Here is a 16,873-nt window from a genome sequence, read left to right on the forward strand (position 1 = left end):
GCGGACGGAGTCCCACCGTACGCCGCGCCCCGCCGCACCCCGCGCCCCACCAGACCCCGGGCCCCGCACCGGCGGCTGCGGCTGCGGCGGCAGGTCTCGGCTCAGGACGGCCGGGGCGGCACCGGCAGCGGCAGGGCGGGCAGCCCGTTGATGCTGACGCCGACGTGCTCCTTGCCCTCGCAGTACTCGCTGAACCGGTCGTCGCCCTTGCGCTCGAAGAACTCGGCGAGCAGCGTCCGGTCCGAGCGGTAGTCCATGAACGGGACGGCGAACCCGCAGGAGTCGCTGACCCGCTCGGCCCGCACCAGGATGATCGCGCGCAGCGCGGCGCCGTCCGCGGCGGGGTCGAAGCGGCCGAGCAGTTCGGCGAACCGCGGGTCGTCGCGGAACACCGGCTCGCCGCGCCCGTGCACCCGCACCACGGTGGGCGGGCCCTCGAAGGCGCACCACATCAGCGCGATCCGCCCGTTCTCCCGCAGGTGGGCGATGGTCTCGGCGTGCGAACCGCCGAAGTCCAGGTAGGCGACGGTGAGTTCGTCGAGCACGGCGAGGGTGCCGGCCCGGCCCTTGGGGGACAGGTTGAGGAAGCCGTCGTCGGCCAGCGGGGCGGTCGCGACGAAGTAGACGGGCTGTTTCTCGATGAACGCGCGCAGCCTGGCATCGATGCGCTCATAGGTCTTTCCCATGCCGACGATTCTGCTCCCGGCGGGGCGCGCCGGGCCAGGTGATGACACGCATGTCTCACCATGCGAAACAAGATTGTCCGAACAGTGGAACACTTTCCTATCCTGGAGGGGTCGCCTTCGAGGGAGAGGGAACCCGCCATGTCCGGCTACACCCACGGCCACCACGCCGCCGTCCTGCGCTCGCACCGCAGCCGCACCGCCGCCAACTCCGCCGCCTACCTGCTGCCCGAACTGCGCCCCGGGCAGCGGCTGCTGGACGTCGGCTGCGGCCCGGGCACGATCACCGCCGACCTGGCCGAGCTGGTCGGCCCGGACGGCCGGGTGGTCGGCGTCGAGCCGGTCCCCGAGGTGCTGGCCGAGGCCGCCGCGCTGGCCGCCGAGCGCGGACTGGCCAACCTGTCGTACGAGGTCGCCGATGTGTACCGGCTGCCGTACGCCGACGCCTCGTTCGACGTGGTGCACGCCCACCAGGTGCTGCAACACCTGGCCGACCCGGTCGCCGCGCTGCGCGAGATGCGCCGGGTCACCGCCCCCGGCGGGGTGATCGCGGTCCGCGACTCGGACTACGCCGCGATGACCTGGTACCCCGAACTGCCCGAGCTGGAGGAGTGGTTGAGCCTCTACCACGCGGTCGCCCGGGTCAGCGGCGGCGAGCCCGACGCCGGCCGCAGGCTGCTGGCCTGGGCGCGCGCGGCCGGCCTCGCCGACGACTCCGGCGACAACCCGCGCTGCTCGTCCAGCAGTTGGACCTTCGCCACCGAGGCCGAGCGGGCCTGGTGGTCGGGGCTCTGGGCCGAGCGCACGGTGCACTCGAAGACCGCCGCCACCGCCGTGGCCGAGGGCCTGGCCACCCCCGCCGACCTGGAGCGGATCGCCGCCGGCTGGGCCCGCTGGGGTGCCGAACCGGATGCCTGGTTCGCCGTACTGCACGGCGAACTCCTCTATCGCGTAAGCTAGTTGGGCACGCCCCCCGCGTTAACGAGACGTTGACCGGATGCGTACCGCCCGGTAGCAATCACCGTCCAGCCTGGAGGCCGGACGGGCGGTCCGACCCGCCCCCCACCGGGTCGGACCGCTACCGTGTGGGCATGGACCGCGAGCAGCGCACCGGCGTCGCCCACCGGGTGATGCGCCAGGACGACAACGGCAACCGCTTCCTGCTCGCCCGCGGCCTCGACCGGGCCGAAGCCGAGGCGCTGGCCGCCGAGTTCGAGGCCCGGGGCCACAAGCAGCTGTACTGGGTCGAACCCGAGGACCCGCCGGAGCCCGCCGCCTGACCCCGCCGACCGCCCCGCCCGCGTACCGTGGCATCCGACACCCGGCGGCCGGTCCCGGGTGCGGAGCACGCGGAGCGCGCGGCAGGGAGCACGAGGAGGCCCGGTGGGCACCGAGATCGAGCGCAAGTTCCTCGTCCCGGACGGCGGGCGCGTCCCCGACGGGCCGGAGTCCGAGATCCGGCAGGGGTACCTGGTGATCGGCCCCGAAGGCGCCGAGGCGCGGGTGCGCCGACAGGACGAGGAGTACTCGCTGACGGTCAAGCGCGGCGCCGGACTGGCCCGCGGCGAGTGGGAGACCCCGCTAAGCGCCGAGCAGTTCGCCGCCCTGTGGCCCGCCACCGAACCGGCCCGGATCGCCAAGACCCGCCGGTCCGTCCCGCTCGGCCCGCACGTCGCCGCGGTCGACACCTACCACGGCCGACTGGCCGGACTGCGCACCGCCGAGGTCGAGTTCACCGACCCGGAGGCCGCCGCCGCGTTCACCCCGCCGCCCTGGTTCGGCCCCGAGGTCACCGACCGCCCCGACCTCAGGAACCAGCGGCTGGCCACCGCCTCCGCCCCACCCCGCCCCTGACATAGGGTCGGACCCCGGGGGCCGGCGGAGCCGGTACCGGCACACCAGGGCACGAAGGCGCGAAGGCACGAGGGCGGCGATGGCGATCCTGATCGACACGGTGGCGTGGGTCCGGCTGGAGGGCGGCAGGATCCTCTGCGCCCGCCCGCGCGGCAAGGACGTCTTCTACATCCCCGGCGGCAAGCGCGAGGGCGCCGAGACGGACCTGCAGACCCTGGTCCGCGAGGTCGCCGAGGAGCTCACCGTCGCCATCCGCCCCGACACCGTCACCCACGTCGGCACCTACCACGCCGAGGCCCACGGCCAGGGCCCCGACGCCACCGTCCGGATGGCCTGCTACGCCGCCGACTACACCGGCACCCTCGCCGCCAGCAGCGAGATCGAGGAGGTCGACTGGTTCGGCTACGCCGACCGCGACCGCGTCCCCCCGGTCGACCAGGTCCTCTTCGACGACCTGCACCGCGACGGCCGCCTGCACTGAGCCCGCGCCGCACCGAGCCGGCCTGCGCCGCACCGAGCCTGCGTCGAACCGGTCCGCACCGAACCCGTCCGCGCTGCACCGAGCCCGCGCCGAACCAGTCCGCACCGAGACCGCCCGCGCCGAACGGGCCTGCACGCGAAGCGCCCGGCCGCACCCCGGGTGTCCGTTCTGTACGCCAATCGGACAGACGACCCGTATGCCGGGATAGCGGGACGATTCCCGGGGTATGGCAGAGTTCGGCAGCATTCGTCACGATCCGTGAGCCCGTGGTGGCGCGGTGTGGCAGCGGCCCGCGCCCCGGCGACCAGCCGGGGGCGTCCCAGTGGCGGCGGGAGGCACCGTAGGTGGCGAAGCCGGGTGACGGCGGGGGAGAGCGCGAGGCGTCCGGCCTGCCCGCGCACGGGGCGCGGCGGCCCGGCGGCGCGGCGCTGCCCGCCCGCACCGCGGCCGGCCGGGCCGCCGCCCGGGCCCGGCTGCGCCGGGGCCGTCCCGGTCCGGGCGAGCGGCCCGCCGCCCTGCCCGGCAGCGCCCCGACGGCCGGCGCCGCGCCCCGGCCGCCCACCGAGCCGCCCGCGCCCGGCGGCGGGGCCGCCCCGGCCCGCGGCCGCCCGGCCCGGGCCTTCCCGGGCACGCCCGAGTCGCACCCGGAGGGCCGTCCCGACACCGGCCCGACCACCCTGCACCCCAGCCGCCGCACCGAGGCCGGCAGCCTGCTGGACGTGGTGCGGGTGGCCATCGTCATCCTCGACACCTCGGGCCGGGTGGTGCTGTGGAGCCCGGCCGCCGAGGAGATGCTCGGCTGGCCCAGCGAGGTGCTGGTCGGCCGCGCCGTCGACGAGCTGATCCCCGACCCGGCCCAGGTGCAGCGGACCCGCTCCGCCCTCCAGGAGACGCTGCGGCGCGGCTCCTGGAACGGCTTCACCGAGATCGCCGACCGGGACGGCCTGCCGGTCGAGGTGGAGGCCCGGCTGTCGCTGCTGGTCGACGGCGACGGCGCCCCGTACGTGCAGGCCGCGCTCACCGAGGCCGCCGCGCTGCGCGCCGTCGAGCGGGACCTCGCGGTCCGCGACGCGCTGTTCGAGCAGTCGCCGCTGGGCATCGCGGTGCTCGACACCGAGCTGCGCTACACCGCCGTCAACCGCACCCTGGCGGAGATGAACGGCCTGCCCGCCGAGGAGCACATCGGCCGGACCACCGGCGAGACGCTGCCCGAGCGCTCCGCCGACGAGATCACCGCCGTCCAGCGCCAGGTGCTGGCCACCGGCGAGCCCGTCATCGACGTCACGCTGGCCTCCCCGTCCACCGCCCGCTCCGGCTACCGGTCGATCTCCTACAGCCGGATGACCGACCGCGCCGGCCGCGTGCTGGGCATCTCCGGCACCGTGATGGACGTGACCGAGCGCTACCGGGCGGTGGCCAAGGTCGAGGGCGCCCGGCGGCGGCTGTCGCTGCTCAACGAGTTCGGCTCCCGGGTCGGCGACCTGCTGGACGCCTCGATGATCGCCCAGGAGCTGGCCGGCGCGGTGGTCCCCCGGCTCGCCGACTACGCCGGGGTGATCCTGCTGCAGGCCGTCGCGCACGGGGACGACCTGCCCCGGCACGGGCACGACCGGCGCACCTCGCTGCTCCAGCTCGGCGTCGCCGCGGTCCAGCACAGCCCGGCGGTGGAGACCATGCTGCGGCACGGCGCCCGGATCACCTACGAGGAGGACTCGGTCTACGGCCGGGTGCTGCGCAGCGGCGTCCCCGAGATGCTCTCCGGCGGCAACGGGCCCGAGGAGCTGTCCTTCCCCGGCGACCCCAAGGTCGAGGCCGCCCGCGAGCTGGGCGTGCACTCCCGGCTGGTGGTCCCGCTGCGGGCCCGCGGCATCGTCATCGGCCTGCTGGTGGTCAGCCGGGCCGGCTACCGCGAGGGCTTCGACCGCGACGACCTGGCCTTCACCGTCGAGCTGGCCGACCGGGCCGGCAGCTCGCTGGACAACGCCCGGCTGTACGCCCGCGAGCGCACCGCCGCGCTCACCCTGCAGCGCACCCTGCTGCCCCAGCAGGTCCCGCAGCCGCCCGGCGTCGAGGTCGCCTACCGGTACGTGCCCGGCTCCAGCGGCACCGAGGTCGGCGGCGACTGGTTCGACGTCATCCCGCTGCCCGGCGAGCGCACCGCGCTGGTGGTCGGCGACGTGATGGGCCACGGCCTGCGGGCCGCCGCCACGATGGGGCGGCTGCGCACCGCGGTGCGGGTGCTGGCCGCCCTCGACCTGGCCCCCGAGGTGGTCCTACGGCACGTCCACGAGCTCGCCGACGACCTCGCCCAGGGCCCCGACGAGGCCCTGCTCGCCACCTGCGTCTACGCGGTCTTCGACCCCGCCCGGCGCAGCCTGACCGTCACCAAGGCCGGCCACATCCCGCCGGTCCTGGTGGTGCCCGGCGCCGGTGCCGAGCCGGCCCGCTCCGGCGGCCCGCTGCCCGGCGGCGCCGGACGGGTGCTCGACCTGCCCTCCGGCGCGCCGCTCGGCGTCGGCGGGGTGCCGTTCGAGTCCGTCGAGATGCGGATCCCGGACGGCAGCCTGCTCGCCCTGTGCACCGACGGGCTGGTGGAGTCCCGGGACAAGGACCTGGACGTGGGACTGGGGAGGTTGATCAGCGTGCTCGAACAGCCGTACGCCTCGATCCAGCAGGCGTGCGAGGCCGTCCTCGGCACTATGGAACAGGGCCGCGAGCCCGACGACGTGGCGCTGCTGCTGGCCCGGCTCGGCCAGGGCCGGGCCGACGCGCCCACCGCCGGCTGGACACTGCCCGCCGAACCGACCGCGGTCTCCCGGGCCCGCCGGCTGGTCCGCGGCACCCTGGCGGACTGGGGCACCGAGGAGCTCACCGACACCGCCGAACTGCTGGTCAGCGAACTCGTCACCAACGCCGTCCGCTACGCCAGCGCCCCGATCGGGGTCCGGCTCACCCTCGGCGACCTGCTCCTGGTCGAGATCTCCGACCCGCTGCCCGACCCGCCCCGGGAACGCCACGCCGGGGCCGGCGACGAGGGCGGGCGCGGCCTCGAACTGGTCCGCCGGCTCGCGCTGCGCTGGGGCACCAGGGCCGAGGGGCTGGGCAAGGTGGTCTGGTTCGAACTCGCGAATCCGGAGGTTCAGGCGCCCGATTCGATGTTGTGACGTGGAAGGGTGTGTGCGCCCGCGCCCGGATGATGAATACTCGGACATCGAATACTCGGTCTTCTCGACACCGGATGGGCGCGGGTTGGAGGGGTCGGTCCGTTGAACAGCTTCCCGGCACGGAACGTGACGCACGGCAGGAGCGGCCATGCCGCGGTGCCGGAGCAGCCGGGTGCCCCGACGACCCCCGCTCCGCTGCCGCTCGGCTGGGGACAGGGCGGCTCGGGCACCATCTACGACTACATCCGGGTCGCGACCTTCGCGATCGGGGCCGACGGGCGGATCGCGCAGTGGAGCGACCGGGCCGCCGAGTTCTTCGGCGTCCCCGCCGCGGAGGCGGTCGGCGCCGACCCGATCACCGCGTTCATCCCGCGCGAGCTGTGGCAGCGCGGGCGGGCCCGGCTGGAGCGCATCCTGTCCGGCGAGGAGTGGGTCGGCACCGCCCCCTACCGGGACCAGTCCGGCGCCGAGAGCCTCGCCGAGGTCTACGCGATGCCCGCCAGCGCCGACGGCTCGGCCACCTGCCTGGCCGTCGACCTGGGCCGGCTGCGCGCCATCGAGACCGACCTGGCCGCCTCCGAGGCGGTCATCGGCCAGACCCCCACCGGCTTCTTCCTGTTCGACACCGACCTCAAGCTCCAGCGGGTCAACGCCGCGTTCGCGGCCGGCGTCGGCCGCAGCCCCGCCGCACTCCAGGGCCTCGCCCCCGGCGACGTGTTCCGCCCCTCCGACGCGGACCGGCTGCTGCTCGCCCTGCGCAAGGTGCTCACCGGCCAGGAGCCCGTCCTCGACCTGCGGCTCTCCGGCCCGGTCCGGGCCGCCCGCCCCAGCGCCGGCCGCGACGAGGACCAGCGCACCTGGGCCGTCTCGCTGTACCGGCTCACCGCCGCCGGCGGCCGCCCGATCGGCGTGGCCGGCCAGGTCCAGGACGTCACCAGCCGGCACATCGCCGAGCGCGAGGCGGCCGGCGTGCGCCGCAGCCTCGCCCTGCTGAACGAGGCGTCCACCCACATCGGCTCCACCCTCGACCTGGAGACCACCGCCAAGGAACTGCTCGACGTGATCGTCCCGCAGTTCTGCGACGTCGCCACCGTCGACCTGTACACCGCGCTGCTCACCGGCGACGCCGCCCCGCTCACCGCCAACCCGGAGAGCGGCGAACTGCGCCGGGTCGCCGTCTCCAGCGTGGTCGGCAACGCCCCCTCGGTGCTCGGCACCGAGCGCGGCGGCGTCCGGGTCGCCGAGGCCGGCGGCACGCTCTGCTACCCGCCGCGCTCCCCGCACGCCCGCGCCCTGCGCACCGGCCGCAGCGTCGTCCCGCAGCCCGGGCCCGACCCGCTGCTGCGTTCCACCCTGGTGGTGCCGCTGGTCGCCCGCGACCAGGTGCTCGGGCTGGTCCAGCTCTCCCGGGCGATCGGCAGCGAGCCGTTCGACGCCCGCGAGGTGGCGATCGCCGAGGAGCTCGTCGCCCGCGCCGCCGTCTGCGTCGACAACGCCCGGCTCTACCGCCGCGAGCACGAGCGCGCGCTGATCCTCCAGCGCAGCCTGCTGCCCCCCGGCAACCCGGCCGCCTCCGGCCTGGAGATCGCCCGCCGCTACCTGCCCAGCAACAACAACACCGAGGTCGGCGGCGACTGGTTCGACGTCATCCCGCTGCCCGGCAGCCGCACCGCCCTGGTGATCGGCGACGTGATGGGCCGCGGCCTGCGCGCCGCCGTCGCGATGGGCCAACTGCGCACCGCCGTACGCACCCTGGCCATGCTCGACCTCGACCCCGAAGAGGTGCTCTCCGCCCTCGACGAGATCGCCCGCGGCCTGGGCAACGACGAGGACCCGGACCGCTCCAGCGCCGAGGTCTACCTCGCCACCTGCGTCTACGCGGTCTACGACGCCGTCAAGCAGCGCTGCACCTTCGCCAACGCCGGCCACCTCCCGCCGGTGCTGCTGGCCCCCGGCCAGGGCGCCCGGACCATCACCGTGCCGCCCGGCCTGCCGCTCGGCGTCGGCGGCGAACCGTTCGAGGAGGTCACCGTCGACCTGCCGGAGGGCGCCGTGCTGGCCCTCTACACCGACGGCCTGGTCGAGTCCCGCAAGCACCAGCTCGACGAGGGCATCGACGCGTTCCGGGCCGCCCTCGAGGGCGGCTCCGACCGGATCGAGGAACTCTGCGACCAGGTGCTGGAGGAGCTCAACCCGCACCACGGCGAGGACGACATCGCCCTGCTGATGGCCAAGGTCAAGGGCCTGCCCAAGGGCTCGGTCGGCGACTGGCGGTTCCCCTCCGAGCCGACCTCGGTCGCCAAGGCCCGCGAGGCCGCCTGCGGCTGGCTGCTGGAGCGCGGCCTGGACGAACTGGTCGACACCTGCGAGCTGCTGGTCAGCGAGCTGGTCACCAACGCGCTGCGGCACGGCCGCGGCGAGATCCGGCTGCGGCTGCTGCGCGACAGGACCATGGCCTGCGAGGTCTGGGACGACGCCTACGCCCAGCCCCGCCAGCGCCGCGCCCAGGAGACCGACGAGGGCGGCCGCGGCCTCCAGCTGGTCTCCCTGCTGGCCGAGCGCTGGGGTAGCCGCCGCACCCCCAAGGGCAAGATCGTCTGGTTCGAGCTGGCGCTCTAGGCTCGGTCCGGCCGATCCGGCCGGACCGGGTCCGGCCGGATCGGCCGGACCGAGCCTAGTCGAGGACGTCGGCCGGACCGGGCCTAGTCGAGGACGACGGCCGCGGCCCGGCCCTCCACCAGGGCGATCCGGGCCAGGCCGGGCAGCAGCTTCCCGGCCCGGGCCAGCGCCTCCCGGGCCTCGTCGTCACGGCGGACGGCGAACAGCGCGGCGGCCCGCGAGCACAGGGCGTTGGCCGTGACCACGGTGTCGGCCGTCAGCCGCGGGCCCAGCGCGGACGCCTTCAGCGCCTCCTGCCGCTCGCCGCGCAGCCGCAGCACGTCGGCCCGGACCAGGGCGGCCTGCGGGCGGCCGCCGAGCACGTCGAGTTCGGCCGCCAGTCGCGGCAGGTACTCGGTCGGGGGGAGCAGCCCGGCCTCCGCCGCGCACACCAGCACCCGGGCGCGCAGCAGCGCCGTCGCCACGTCGGCACCGGGCAGCGGGCCGGGGGTCAGCTGCTCGGCGTCCGCCAGGGCCCGCTGCCACTGGCCCCGGACGAGCCGCACCTGGATCCGGAGCGCGGTGCCGGACCGTCCGGCCGGCTCCCCGGCGGCGGCCAGCAGCGCGGCGGCCTCGTCGATCCGGCCGTCGTCCAGGGCCCGGTGGGCGGCCGCCTCGGCGGGCGTCAGGTGGATGTCGGCCAGCGCGGCCGCGGAGGCGGTGGGCAGCCGGAACACCGTCCAGCCCGCACCCCCGGCGGTGCCCGCGGTGACCACCAGCTCCAGCAGCGGCATCGCCGCCAGCACGATGCCGAACGGCCGCCAGCCGACGGGCGCGGACGCCAGCAGGACCCCGCCGAGCAGCACCGGTGCGGCGTACGCGGCGGTCGCCACCGCCCAGGTCCGGCTCCGGGGCACGCGGAGCCGCTGGTACATGCCGTGGAACAGCGGCAGCGGCAGGGCCCGCACCACCAGTCGGCGCGAGCCGAGCGGGACGGCGAACAGCGGTGGGCCGCTGCCGAGGCCGTAGGACAGCGCCCGGAACCCGCCCAGCGGGCCGAGCAGCGCCAGCAGCAGCTGGGTGAGGTCGACTGCGGCGAAGATGCCGCCCAGCAGGCCGAGCAGTTGCACGCCGATGTTCTGGTGGGGGGCGCTGTGCAGGGCGAACTGGCTGCCGACGGCCACCGCCACGACGAACAGGACGCGGATGCTTCTCTTCACCGCCGTACTGTCCCGTGTCTTGGTGCGTACCGGAAGCAGTGATACCCAGTTGTGATCTCCGCCGCCCCGCGACCGCCCGTTTCGGCTCCATTGGGCCCTTCCCCGTACGATGGGAAGAAGCCGAGGCATGTGCCGTGCCCGGTGGGTGGACCGGTGAATGCTGACGCGGGCCGGGCACCGTGACCCACGATTCCGGGAGAATCAGCGCCGCATGCCCACGCGCAACGACATCCGAAACGTCGCCATCGTCGCCCACGTCGACCACGGCAAGACCACCCTGGTCGACGCCATGCTGAAGCAGGCCGGCGCCTTCGCCGCCCACCAGCAGCTCGACGACCGGATGATGGACTCGAACGACCTGGAGCGCGAGAAGGGCATCACCATTCTCGCGAAGAACACCGCGGTCAAGTACCACCCCAAGGACGGTGGCGCGCCGATCACCATCAACATCATCGACACCCCCGGCCACGCCGACTTCGGCGGTGAGGTCGAGCGCGGCCTGTCGATGGTGGACGCGGTCGTCCTGCTGGTCGACGCCTCCGAGGGCCCGCTGCCGCAGACCCGCTTCGTGCTGCGCAAGGCGCTCACGGCCCGGCTGCCCGTCATCCTGTGCATCAACAAGACCGACCGTCCGGACGCCCGGATCGACGAGGTCATCAACGAGACCTACGACCTGTTCCTCGACCTGGACGCGGACGAGGACCAGATCGAGTTCCCGATCGTCTACGCCTGTGCCCGTGACGGCGTGGCCTCGCTGACCAAGCCGGAGAACGGCACGGTGCCGGCCGACTCCGACAGCCTGGAGCCGTTCTTCTCCACCATCCTGGAGCACGTCCCGGCCCCGGTCTACGACGAGGACGCCCCGCTGCAGGCGCACGTCACCAACCTGGACGCCGACAACTTCCTGGGCCGCATCGCGCTGCTCCGGGTCGAGCAGGGCGAGCTGCGCAAGGGCCAGACGGTGGCCTGGATCAAGCGCGACGGCTCGATCCAGAACGTCCGGATCTCCGAGCTGCTGATGACCGAGGCGCTCACCCGCAAGCCCGCCGAGAAGGCCGGCCCCGGCGACATCTGCGCCGTCGCGGGCATCTCCGAGATCATGATCGGCGAGACCCTCGCGGACACCGAGAACCCGATCGCGCTGCCGCTGATCACCGTCGACGAGCCGGCGATCTCGATGACCATCGGCACCAACACCTCGCCGCTGGTCGGCAAGGGCGGCTCCGGCAAGGGCGCGGACGCCAAGTCCGCCGGCAAGGTGGACCGCAAGGTGACGGCCCGCCAGGTGAAGGACCGCCTGGAGCGCGAGCTGATCGGCAACGTGTCGCTGCGCGTGCTGGAGACCGAGCGCCCGGACGCCTGGGAGGTGCAGGGCCGCGGCGAGCTGGCGCTGGCCATCCTGATCGAGACCATGCGCCGCGAGGGCTTCGAGCTGACCGTCGGCAAGCCGCAGGTGGTCACCCGCGAGGTCAACGGCAAGACCCACGAGCCGGTCGAGCGCCTCACCGTGGACGTTCCCGAGGAGCACATGGGCGCCGTCACGCAGCTCATGGGCATCCGCAAGGGCCGGATGGACAACATGTCCAACCACGGTTCGGGCTGGGTCCGGATGGAGTTCGTGGTGCCGTCCCGCGGCCTGATCGGATTCCGGACGGAGTTCCTGACCAACACCCGCGGCACCGGCATCGCGCACTCGATCCACGAGGGCTACGAGCCGTGGTTCGGCCAGCTGACGACCCGCAACAACGGCTCCCTGGTCGCCGACCGCTCCGGCGTGGTCACCGCCTTCGCGATGACCAACCTGCAGGAGCGCGGCGTGCTGTTCACCGACCCCGGCACCGAGGTGTACGAGGGCATGATCGTCGGCGAGAACTCGCGCGCCGACGACATGGACGTGAACATCACCAAGGAGAAGAAGCTCACCAACATGCGTTCCTCGAACGCCGACGTGGCGGAGTCCATCGTGCCGCCGCGCAAGCTCTCGCTGGAGCAGTCGCTGGAGTTCTGCCGCGAGGACGAGTGCATCGAGGTGACCCCGGAGACCGTGCGCATCCGCAAGGTCGTCCTGGACGCCAAGGAGCGCGGCCGCACCGCCTCGCGCGCCAAGAAGGGCTGACCCCGCCCGGCTCCACCCCGTTCGGCCGACCGGCCGGCGTCCTCGCGGACGTCGGCCGGTCGCGTTTTCCGTGACGTTCCGTCACCGGACCCCAGACGCGGATCGTTCGTTAATCGGACGTCACGGATCGTCATCCGAGACAACTGTCCGTTTCGCCCGTGTCTGGGTATGTCTGCAATGTCCGTTTTCCGGGATTCATCCGGCGTTCATGTGACCAAATTGAAATCCGTATTGGTCATTTCCGTATCCGTGAGTGACCGATAGTGGGTGCAGTCGAGCTCGGGTCGAGGCTCCTGCGCAGGGGTGCGCGCCAGGCCGCGAGTGATCTTGCAACACGATTTCAGGAGGCACACCCATGCGCGGTGCCAACCAGGCCAAGTGGGTTGTCGCAGCCGTCGCGGTCGCCCTCGCCGCCACCGCTTGCGGCAGCGGCAGCTCTTCGAGCGGCTCCACCGGGGCGTCCAACGCCCAGGGCACGTTCAGCTACCAGAGCACCGAGCCGCAGAACCCGCTCCAGCCGGCGAACGCCATGGAGGTCGGCGGCGGCCGCATCATCAAGACCCTGTTCAAGGGTCTGGTCGACTACGACCCCACCAGCGGTGAGCTCCGCAACCAGGTCGCCGACAAGATCGAGACCACCAACGCCCAGAACTACACCGTCACCCTGAAGTCGGGCTGGACCTTCCACGACGGCACCCCGGTGACCGCCAAGTCCTTCGTGGACGCCTGGAACTGGTCCGCCAACACCAAGAACAAGCAGATCAACTCCGACTGGTTCTCGGACATCCAGGGCTACGCGGACGTCCACCCGGACGAGGGCGACCCGAAGGCCGACACCATGTCCGGCCTGAAGGTCGTGGACGACACGCACTTCACCATCGCGCTGAACGGCCCGGTCTCGTACTTCGAGTACAAGCTCGGCTACACCGCCTTCTCGCCGCTGCCCGAGGTCTTCTTCACCGACCCGGCGAAGTACGGCCAGGCCCCGATCGGCAACGGCCCCTACAAGTTCGTCTCGTGGGAGCACAACAAGGCCGTCACCGTCGCCGCCTACGACAAGTACGCGGGCGCCGACAAGCCGAAGAACGGCGGCATCGTCTTCAAGAACTACGCCCAGGCCGAGGGCGCCTACAAGGACCTGGTCTCCGACAACCTGGACGTGCTGGACCAGGTCGACCCGAGCGACCTGGCCTCGTACAAGAACGACCTGGGCGACCGCGCCGTCGACCAGGCCCAGGGCGCCATCCAGTCGATCTCGTTCTCGCTGTACGCGGACGACTGGAAGCCGGAGAACCTGGCCAAGGTCCGCCAGGGCCTGTCGATGGCGATCGACCGCGACACCATCACCAAGACGGTGCTCAACGGCTCGCGCCAGCCCGCCAACTCCTGGGTCGCCCCGGGCGCCATGGGCTACAAGGACAACACCTGCGGCGAGTACTGCACGTACAACCCGGAGAAGGCCAAGCAGCTGATCACCGAGGGCGGCGGCGTCCCCGGCAACAAGATCACCGTGCTGTACAACGCCGACGGCGGCCACAAGGAGTGGGTGGACGCGGTCTGCAACTCCATCCGCCAGGCCACCGGCGTGGAGTGCACCGGCGACGCCAAGCCGGACTTCAAGACCTCGCGCGACCTGATCAAGAACAAGAAGGTCGACGGTCTGATGCGCACCGGCTGGGTGCAGGACTACCCGCTGAACGCCAACTACCTGCGCGACGTGTACGGCACCGGCGCCGCGGCCAACGACGCCGGCTACTCCAGCCCGGAGTTCGACAAGCTGGCCGCCGAGGCGGACAAGGCCACCTCGGTGAAGGAGACCGCGGACCTGTACCAGAAGGCCGAGGAGCAGCTGGCCAAGGACATGCCGGCCATCCCGCTCTGGTACTACAAGACCACCGCCGGTTACTCGAAGAACGTGCAGAACGTGAAGTACGACTCCTTCGGCGACCCGGTCTTCACCCAGGTCGAGGTCAAGCAGAAGTAACCGAGCCGGCACCGCGCGGCTCGAACAGACACGGCCGGTGCCGTGCCCCGCCCCACCGGGCGGCCCGGCACCGGCCGTTGTCACGTCCAGAACTCTGACACCGGGACGACAGCCCGTCAGAGCAGTCAATTGGAGGCACGATGGGGCGCTACGTCGCGAGGCGACTGCTCCAGATGATCCCGGTGTTCCTGGGCACGGTCACCATCATCTTCTTCATGACCCGTCTGCTGCCCGGTGACCCCGCGGCGGCGATGTGGGGCGACAAGGCCGCCGACCCGGCCCAGCTCGCCGCGTTCAAGCACGACATGGGGCTCGACGTCTCCAAGTGGCAGCAGTACCTCAACTACATGGGGAACCTGCTGACCGGAGACTTCGGCAAGGCCATGAACGGCCGCAAGGTCATCGACCTGATCGGCGAGGCCCTCCCGGTCACCGTCCGACTGGCGCTGCTGGCCTTCGTCTTCGAGCTGGTCGTCGGCATCGGCATCGGCCTGTTCGCCGGCCTGCGCCGGGGCAAGGCGTTCGACAAGTCGACCCTGGTCCTGACCCTGCTGCTGATCTCCGTCCCCGTCCCGGTGCTCGGCTTCGTCTTCCAGACCGTCTTCGGCATCCAGCTCGGCTGGGTCACCCCGACGGTGCAGAGCAGCACCGACCTGAGCCAGCTGATCCTGCCCGCCGTCGTGCTGGGCTCGATCTCGCTCGCGTACGTCGCCCGCCTGACCCGGACCTCCATCGCGGAGAACCTGAAGGCCGACTACATGCGCACCGCCGTCGCCAAGGGCCTGCCCCGGCGCAAGGTGATCGGCACCCACCTGCTGCGCAACTCGATGATCCCGGTGGTCACCTTCCTGGGCACCGACCTGGGCGCCCTGATGGGCGGCGCGATCGTCACCGAGGGCATCTTCAACGTCCAGGGCGTCGGCCACGCGCTCTACCAGGCCATCAACCGCAACGAGGGCGCGACCGTCTCCGGCTTCGTCGTGGTGCTGGTGCTGGTCTACCTGGTGGCCAGCCTGCTCGTCGACCTGCTCTACGCGGTCCTGGACCCGAGGATCCGGTATGCCTGACCTGATCACGAAGAACGCCCCCGCCGGGGACGGCGAGACCCCCGCCGAGCGGGTCGCCGTCCCGATGCCCAGGACCGAGAAGCCGCGCAGCCTCGGCCTGGACGCCTGGCACGACCTGCGCAAGCGCCCGGTCTTCATCATCTCGGCCGCGCTGATCGTCCTGCTGGTGCTGTTCGCGATCTTCCCCAGCCTGTTCACCTCGGTGGACCCGCGGGCCGGCGACCTGCGCCACCACTACCTGACCAAGCCGCAGTACCTGCACTTCTTCCAGGCCGACTGGTTCGGCTACGACGGCCAGGGCCGCTCGATCTACGCCCGGGTGATCTACGGCGCCCGCGCCTCGGTGGTCGTCGGCATCTGCGTCACCACCGGCGTCACCGTCCTGGGCGGCCTGCTGGGCATGGTGGCCGGCTACTACGGCGGCTGGGTCGACACCATCGTCTCCCGCTTCACCGACATGGTCTTCGGCATCCCGCTGCTGCTCGGCGCGCTGGTCATGCTGAACGCCTTCTCGGTCCGCACGGTCTGGTCGGTGGTCTTCGCCCTGGTGGTGCTCGGCTGGACGCAGATGACCCGCGTGATGCGCGGCTCGGTGATCACCGTCAAGCAGTCCGACTACGTGACGGCGGCCAAGGCGCTCGGCGCCGGCACCGGCCGGATCATGTTCAAGCACATCCTGCCGAACGCGATCGCCCCGGTGATCGTGGTGGCGACCATCGCGCTGGGCGGCTACATCGCCACCGAGGCCACGCTGAGCTTCCTCGGCATCGGCCTCCAGGACCCGACTATCTCCTGGGGCATCGACATCAACTCGGCCCAGAAGGTGATCCGGCAGGCGCCGTTCGCGCTGTTCTTCCCGGCCGGCATGCTCAGCCTCACCGTGCTGGCGTTCATCATGCTCGGCGACGCGGTGCGCGACGCCCTCGACCCGAAGCTGCGTTGAGAGAGGCGGCCCGCATCATGACCACCGCACATGAGAAGACCACTGCCGTGAAGGACCGTCCGGCCCCCGGCACCCCGCTGCTCGAAGTCCGCGACCTGCATGTCGAGTTCAAGACCCGGGACGGCGTCGCCAAGGCCGTCAACGGCGTCAACTACTCGGTCGCGGCCGGCGAGACGCTGGCCGTGCTGGGCGAGTCCGGCTCCGGCAAGTCCGTCACCGCGCAGACCATCATGGGCATCCTCGACATGCCGCCCGGCCGGGTCACCGCCGGCGAGATCCTGTTCCGCGGGCGGGACATGCTCAAGATGTCCCACGAGGAGCGCCGGAAGATCCGCGGCCGGAAGATCGCGATGATCTTCCAGGACGCGCTCTCCTCGCTCAACCCGGTGCTCTCCGTCGGCTACCAGCTCGGCGAGATGTTCCGGGTGCACGAGGGCGCCTCCAAGAAGGAGGCCAAGGCCAAGGCCATCGAGCTGATGGACCGGGTCCGCATCCCCGCGGCCGCCCAGCGGGTGGGCGACTTCCCGCACCAGTTCTCCGGCGGCATGCGCCAGCGCATCATGATCGCGATGGCGCTGGCGCTGGAGCCCGACCTGATCATCGCGGACGAGCCGACCACCGCGCTGGACGTCACCGTCCAGGCGCAGGTGATGGACCTGCTCGCCGAGCTCCAGGCCGAGTACCACATGGGCCTGATCCTGATCACCCACGACCTCGGCGTGGTCGCCGACGTCGCGGACAAGATCGCCGTCATGTACGCCGG

The 16,873-nt window shown here is 72.4% G+C and carries 13 protein-coding genes; 11 read left to right on the top strand and 2 right to left on the bottom strand.

All coding sequences use genetic code 11. From position 1 onward, the window contains the following. Positions 1-101 precede the first annotated feature (101 nt). A complete protein-coding gene (locus tag K353_RS32115; RefSeq protein WP_111557008.1) occupies positions 102-686 on the bottom strand; it encodes a pyridoxamine 5'-phosphate oxidase family protein in 585 nt (194 codons plus the stop codon). A gap of 138 nt (positions 687-824) precedes the next feature. Between K353_RS32115 and K353_RS32120 the strand changes: the two genes are divergently transcribed. The 6 genes from K353_RS32120 to K353_RS32145 all read left to right on the top strand — a co-directional run bounded on the left by K353_RS32120 (position 825) and on the right by K353_RS32145 (position 8,801). Continuing rightward, positions 825-1,643 (top strand): methyltransferase domain-containing protein, encoded by an 819-nt coding sequence (locus tag K353_RS32120; protein WP_111557009.1) that lies wholly within the window; start codon positions 825-827, stop codon positions 1,641-1,643. 131 nt (positions 1,644-1,774) lie between these two features. Continuing rightward, positions 1,775-1,963, top strand: coding sequence for a hypothetical protein (locus K353_RS32125; protein WP_111557020.1), 189 nt, complete (start codon positions 1,775-1,777; stop codon positions 1,961-1,963). A 103-nt stretch (positions 1,964-2,066) separates the two neighbouring features. After that, a complete protein-coding gene (locus K353_RS32130; protein WP_111557010.1) occupies positions 2,067-2,537 on the top strand; it encodes a CYTH domain-containing protein in 471 nt (156 codons plus the stop codon). Between the two features lie 79 nt (positions 2,538-2,616). Next, the gene (locus K353_RS32135) at positions 2,617-3,018 is read left to right on the top strand and encodes an NUDIX domain-containing protein (RefSeq protein ID WP_111557011.1); all 402 of its coding nucleotides are present in this window, start codon (positions 2,617-2,619) and stop codon (positions 3,016-3,018) included. Positions 3,019-3,362: 344 nt separating this feature from the next. Beyond that, positions 3,363-6,182 (top strand): SpoIIE family protein phosphatase, encoded by a 2,820-nt coding sequence (locus K353_RS32140; RefSeq protein ID WP_111557012.1) that lies wholly within the window; start codon positions 3,363-3,365, stop codon positions 6,180-6,182. A gap of 156 nt (positions 6,183-6,338) precedes the next feature. After that, complete coding sequence (locus K353_RS32145) at positions 6,339-8,801, top strand: SpoIIE family protein phosphatase (protein ID WP_370447690.1); 2,463 nt, start codon at positions 6,339-6,341, stop codon at positions 8,799-8,801. Between the two features lie 83 nt (positions 8,802-8,884). Here K353_RS32145 and K353_RS32150 read toward each other — a convergent pair whose 3' ends face one another. Continuing rightward, the gene (locus tag K353_RS32150; RefSeq protein WP_111557013.1) at positions 8,885-10,000 is read right to left on the bottom strand and encodes a hypothetical protein; all 1,116 of its coding nucleotides are present in this window, start codon (positions 9,998-10,000) and stop codon (positions 8,885-8,887) included. Between the two features lie 211 nt (positions 10,001-10,211). On the opposite strand from K353_RS32150, the gene typA reads away from it, so the two are divergent. The 5 genes from typA to K353_RS32175 form a co-directional block, all read left to right on the top strand. Continuing rightward, positions 10,212-12,116: a translational GTPase TypA gene (gene typA / locus K353_RS32155; protein WP_111557014.1), complete on the top strand. Its 1,905-nt coding sequence runs from the start codon at positions 10,212-10,214 to the stop codon at positions 12,114-12,116. Between the two features lie 355 nt (positions 12,117-12,471). After that, positions 12,472-14,100, top strand: a complete 1,629-nt coding sequence (locus tag K353_RS32160) for an ABC transporter substrate-binding protein (RefSeq protein WP_111557015.1) — start codon at positions 12,472-12,474, stop codon at positions 14,098-14,100. Positions 14,101-14,240: 140 nt separating this feature from the next. Continuing rightward, positions 14,241-15,167: an ABC transporter permease gene (locus K353_RS32165; protein WP_111557016.1), complete on the top strand. Its 927-nt coding sequence runs from the start codon at positions 14,241-14,243 to the stop codon at positions 15,165-15,167. After that, a complete protein-coding gene (locus K353_RS32170) occupies positions 15,160-16,110 on the top strand; it encodes an ABC transporter permease (RefSeq protein ID WP_111557017.1) in 951 nt (316 codons plus the stop codon). The genes K353_RS32165 and K353_RS32170 overlap by 8 nt, the downstream gene beginning before the upstream one ends. Before the next feature lie 17 nt (positions 16,111-16,127). Continuing rightward, positions 16,128-16,873, top strand: a 746-nt coding sequence (locus tag K353_RS32175) for an ABC transporter ATP-binding protein (RefSeq protein ID WP_111557022.1), incomplete at its 3' end; no start/stop codon positions are given.

Source organism: Kitasatospora sp. SolWspMP-SS2h, assembly GCF_003259315.1.
Classification (GTDB): domain Bacteria; phylum Actinomycetota; class Actinomycetes; order Streptomycetales; family Streptomycetaceae; genus Kitasatospora; species Kitasatospora fiedleri.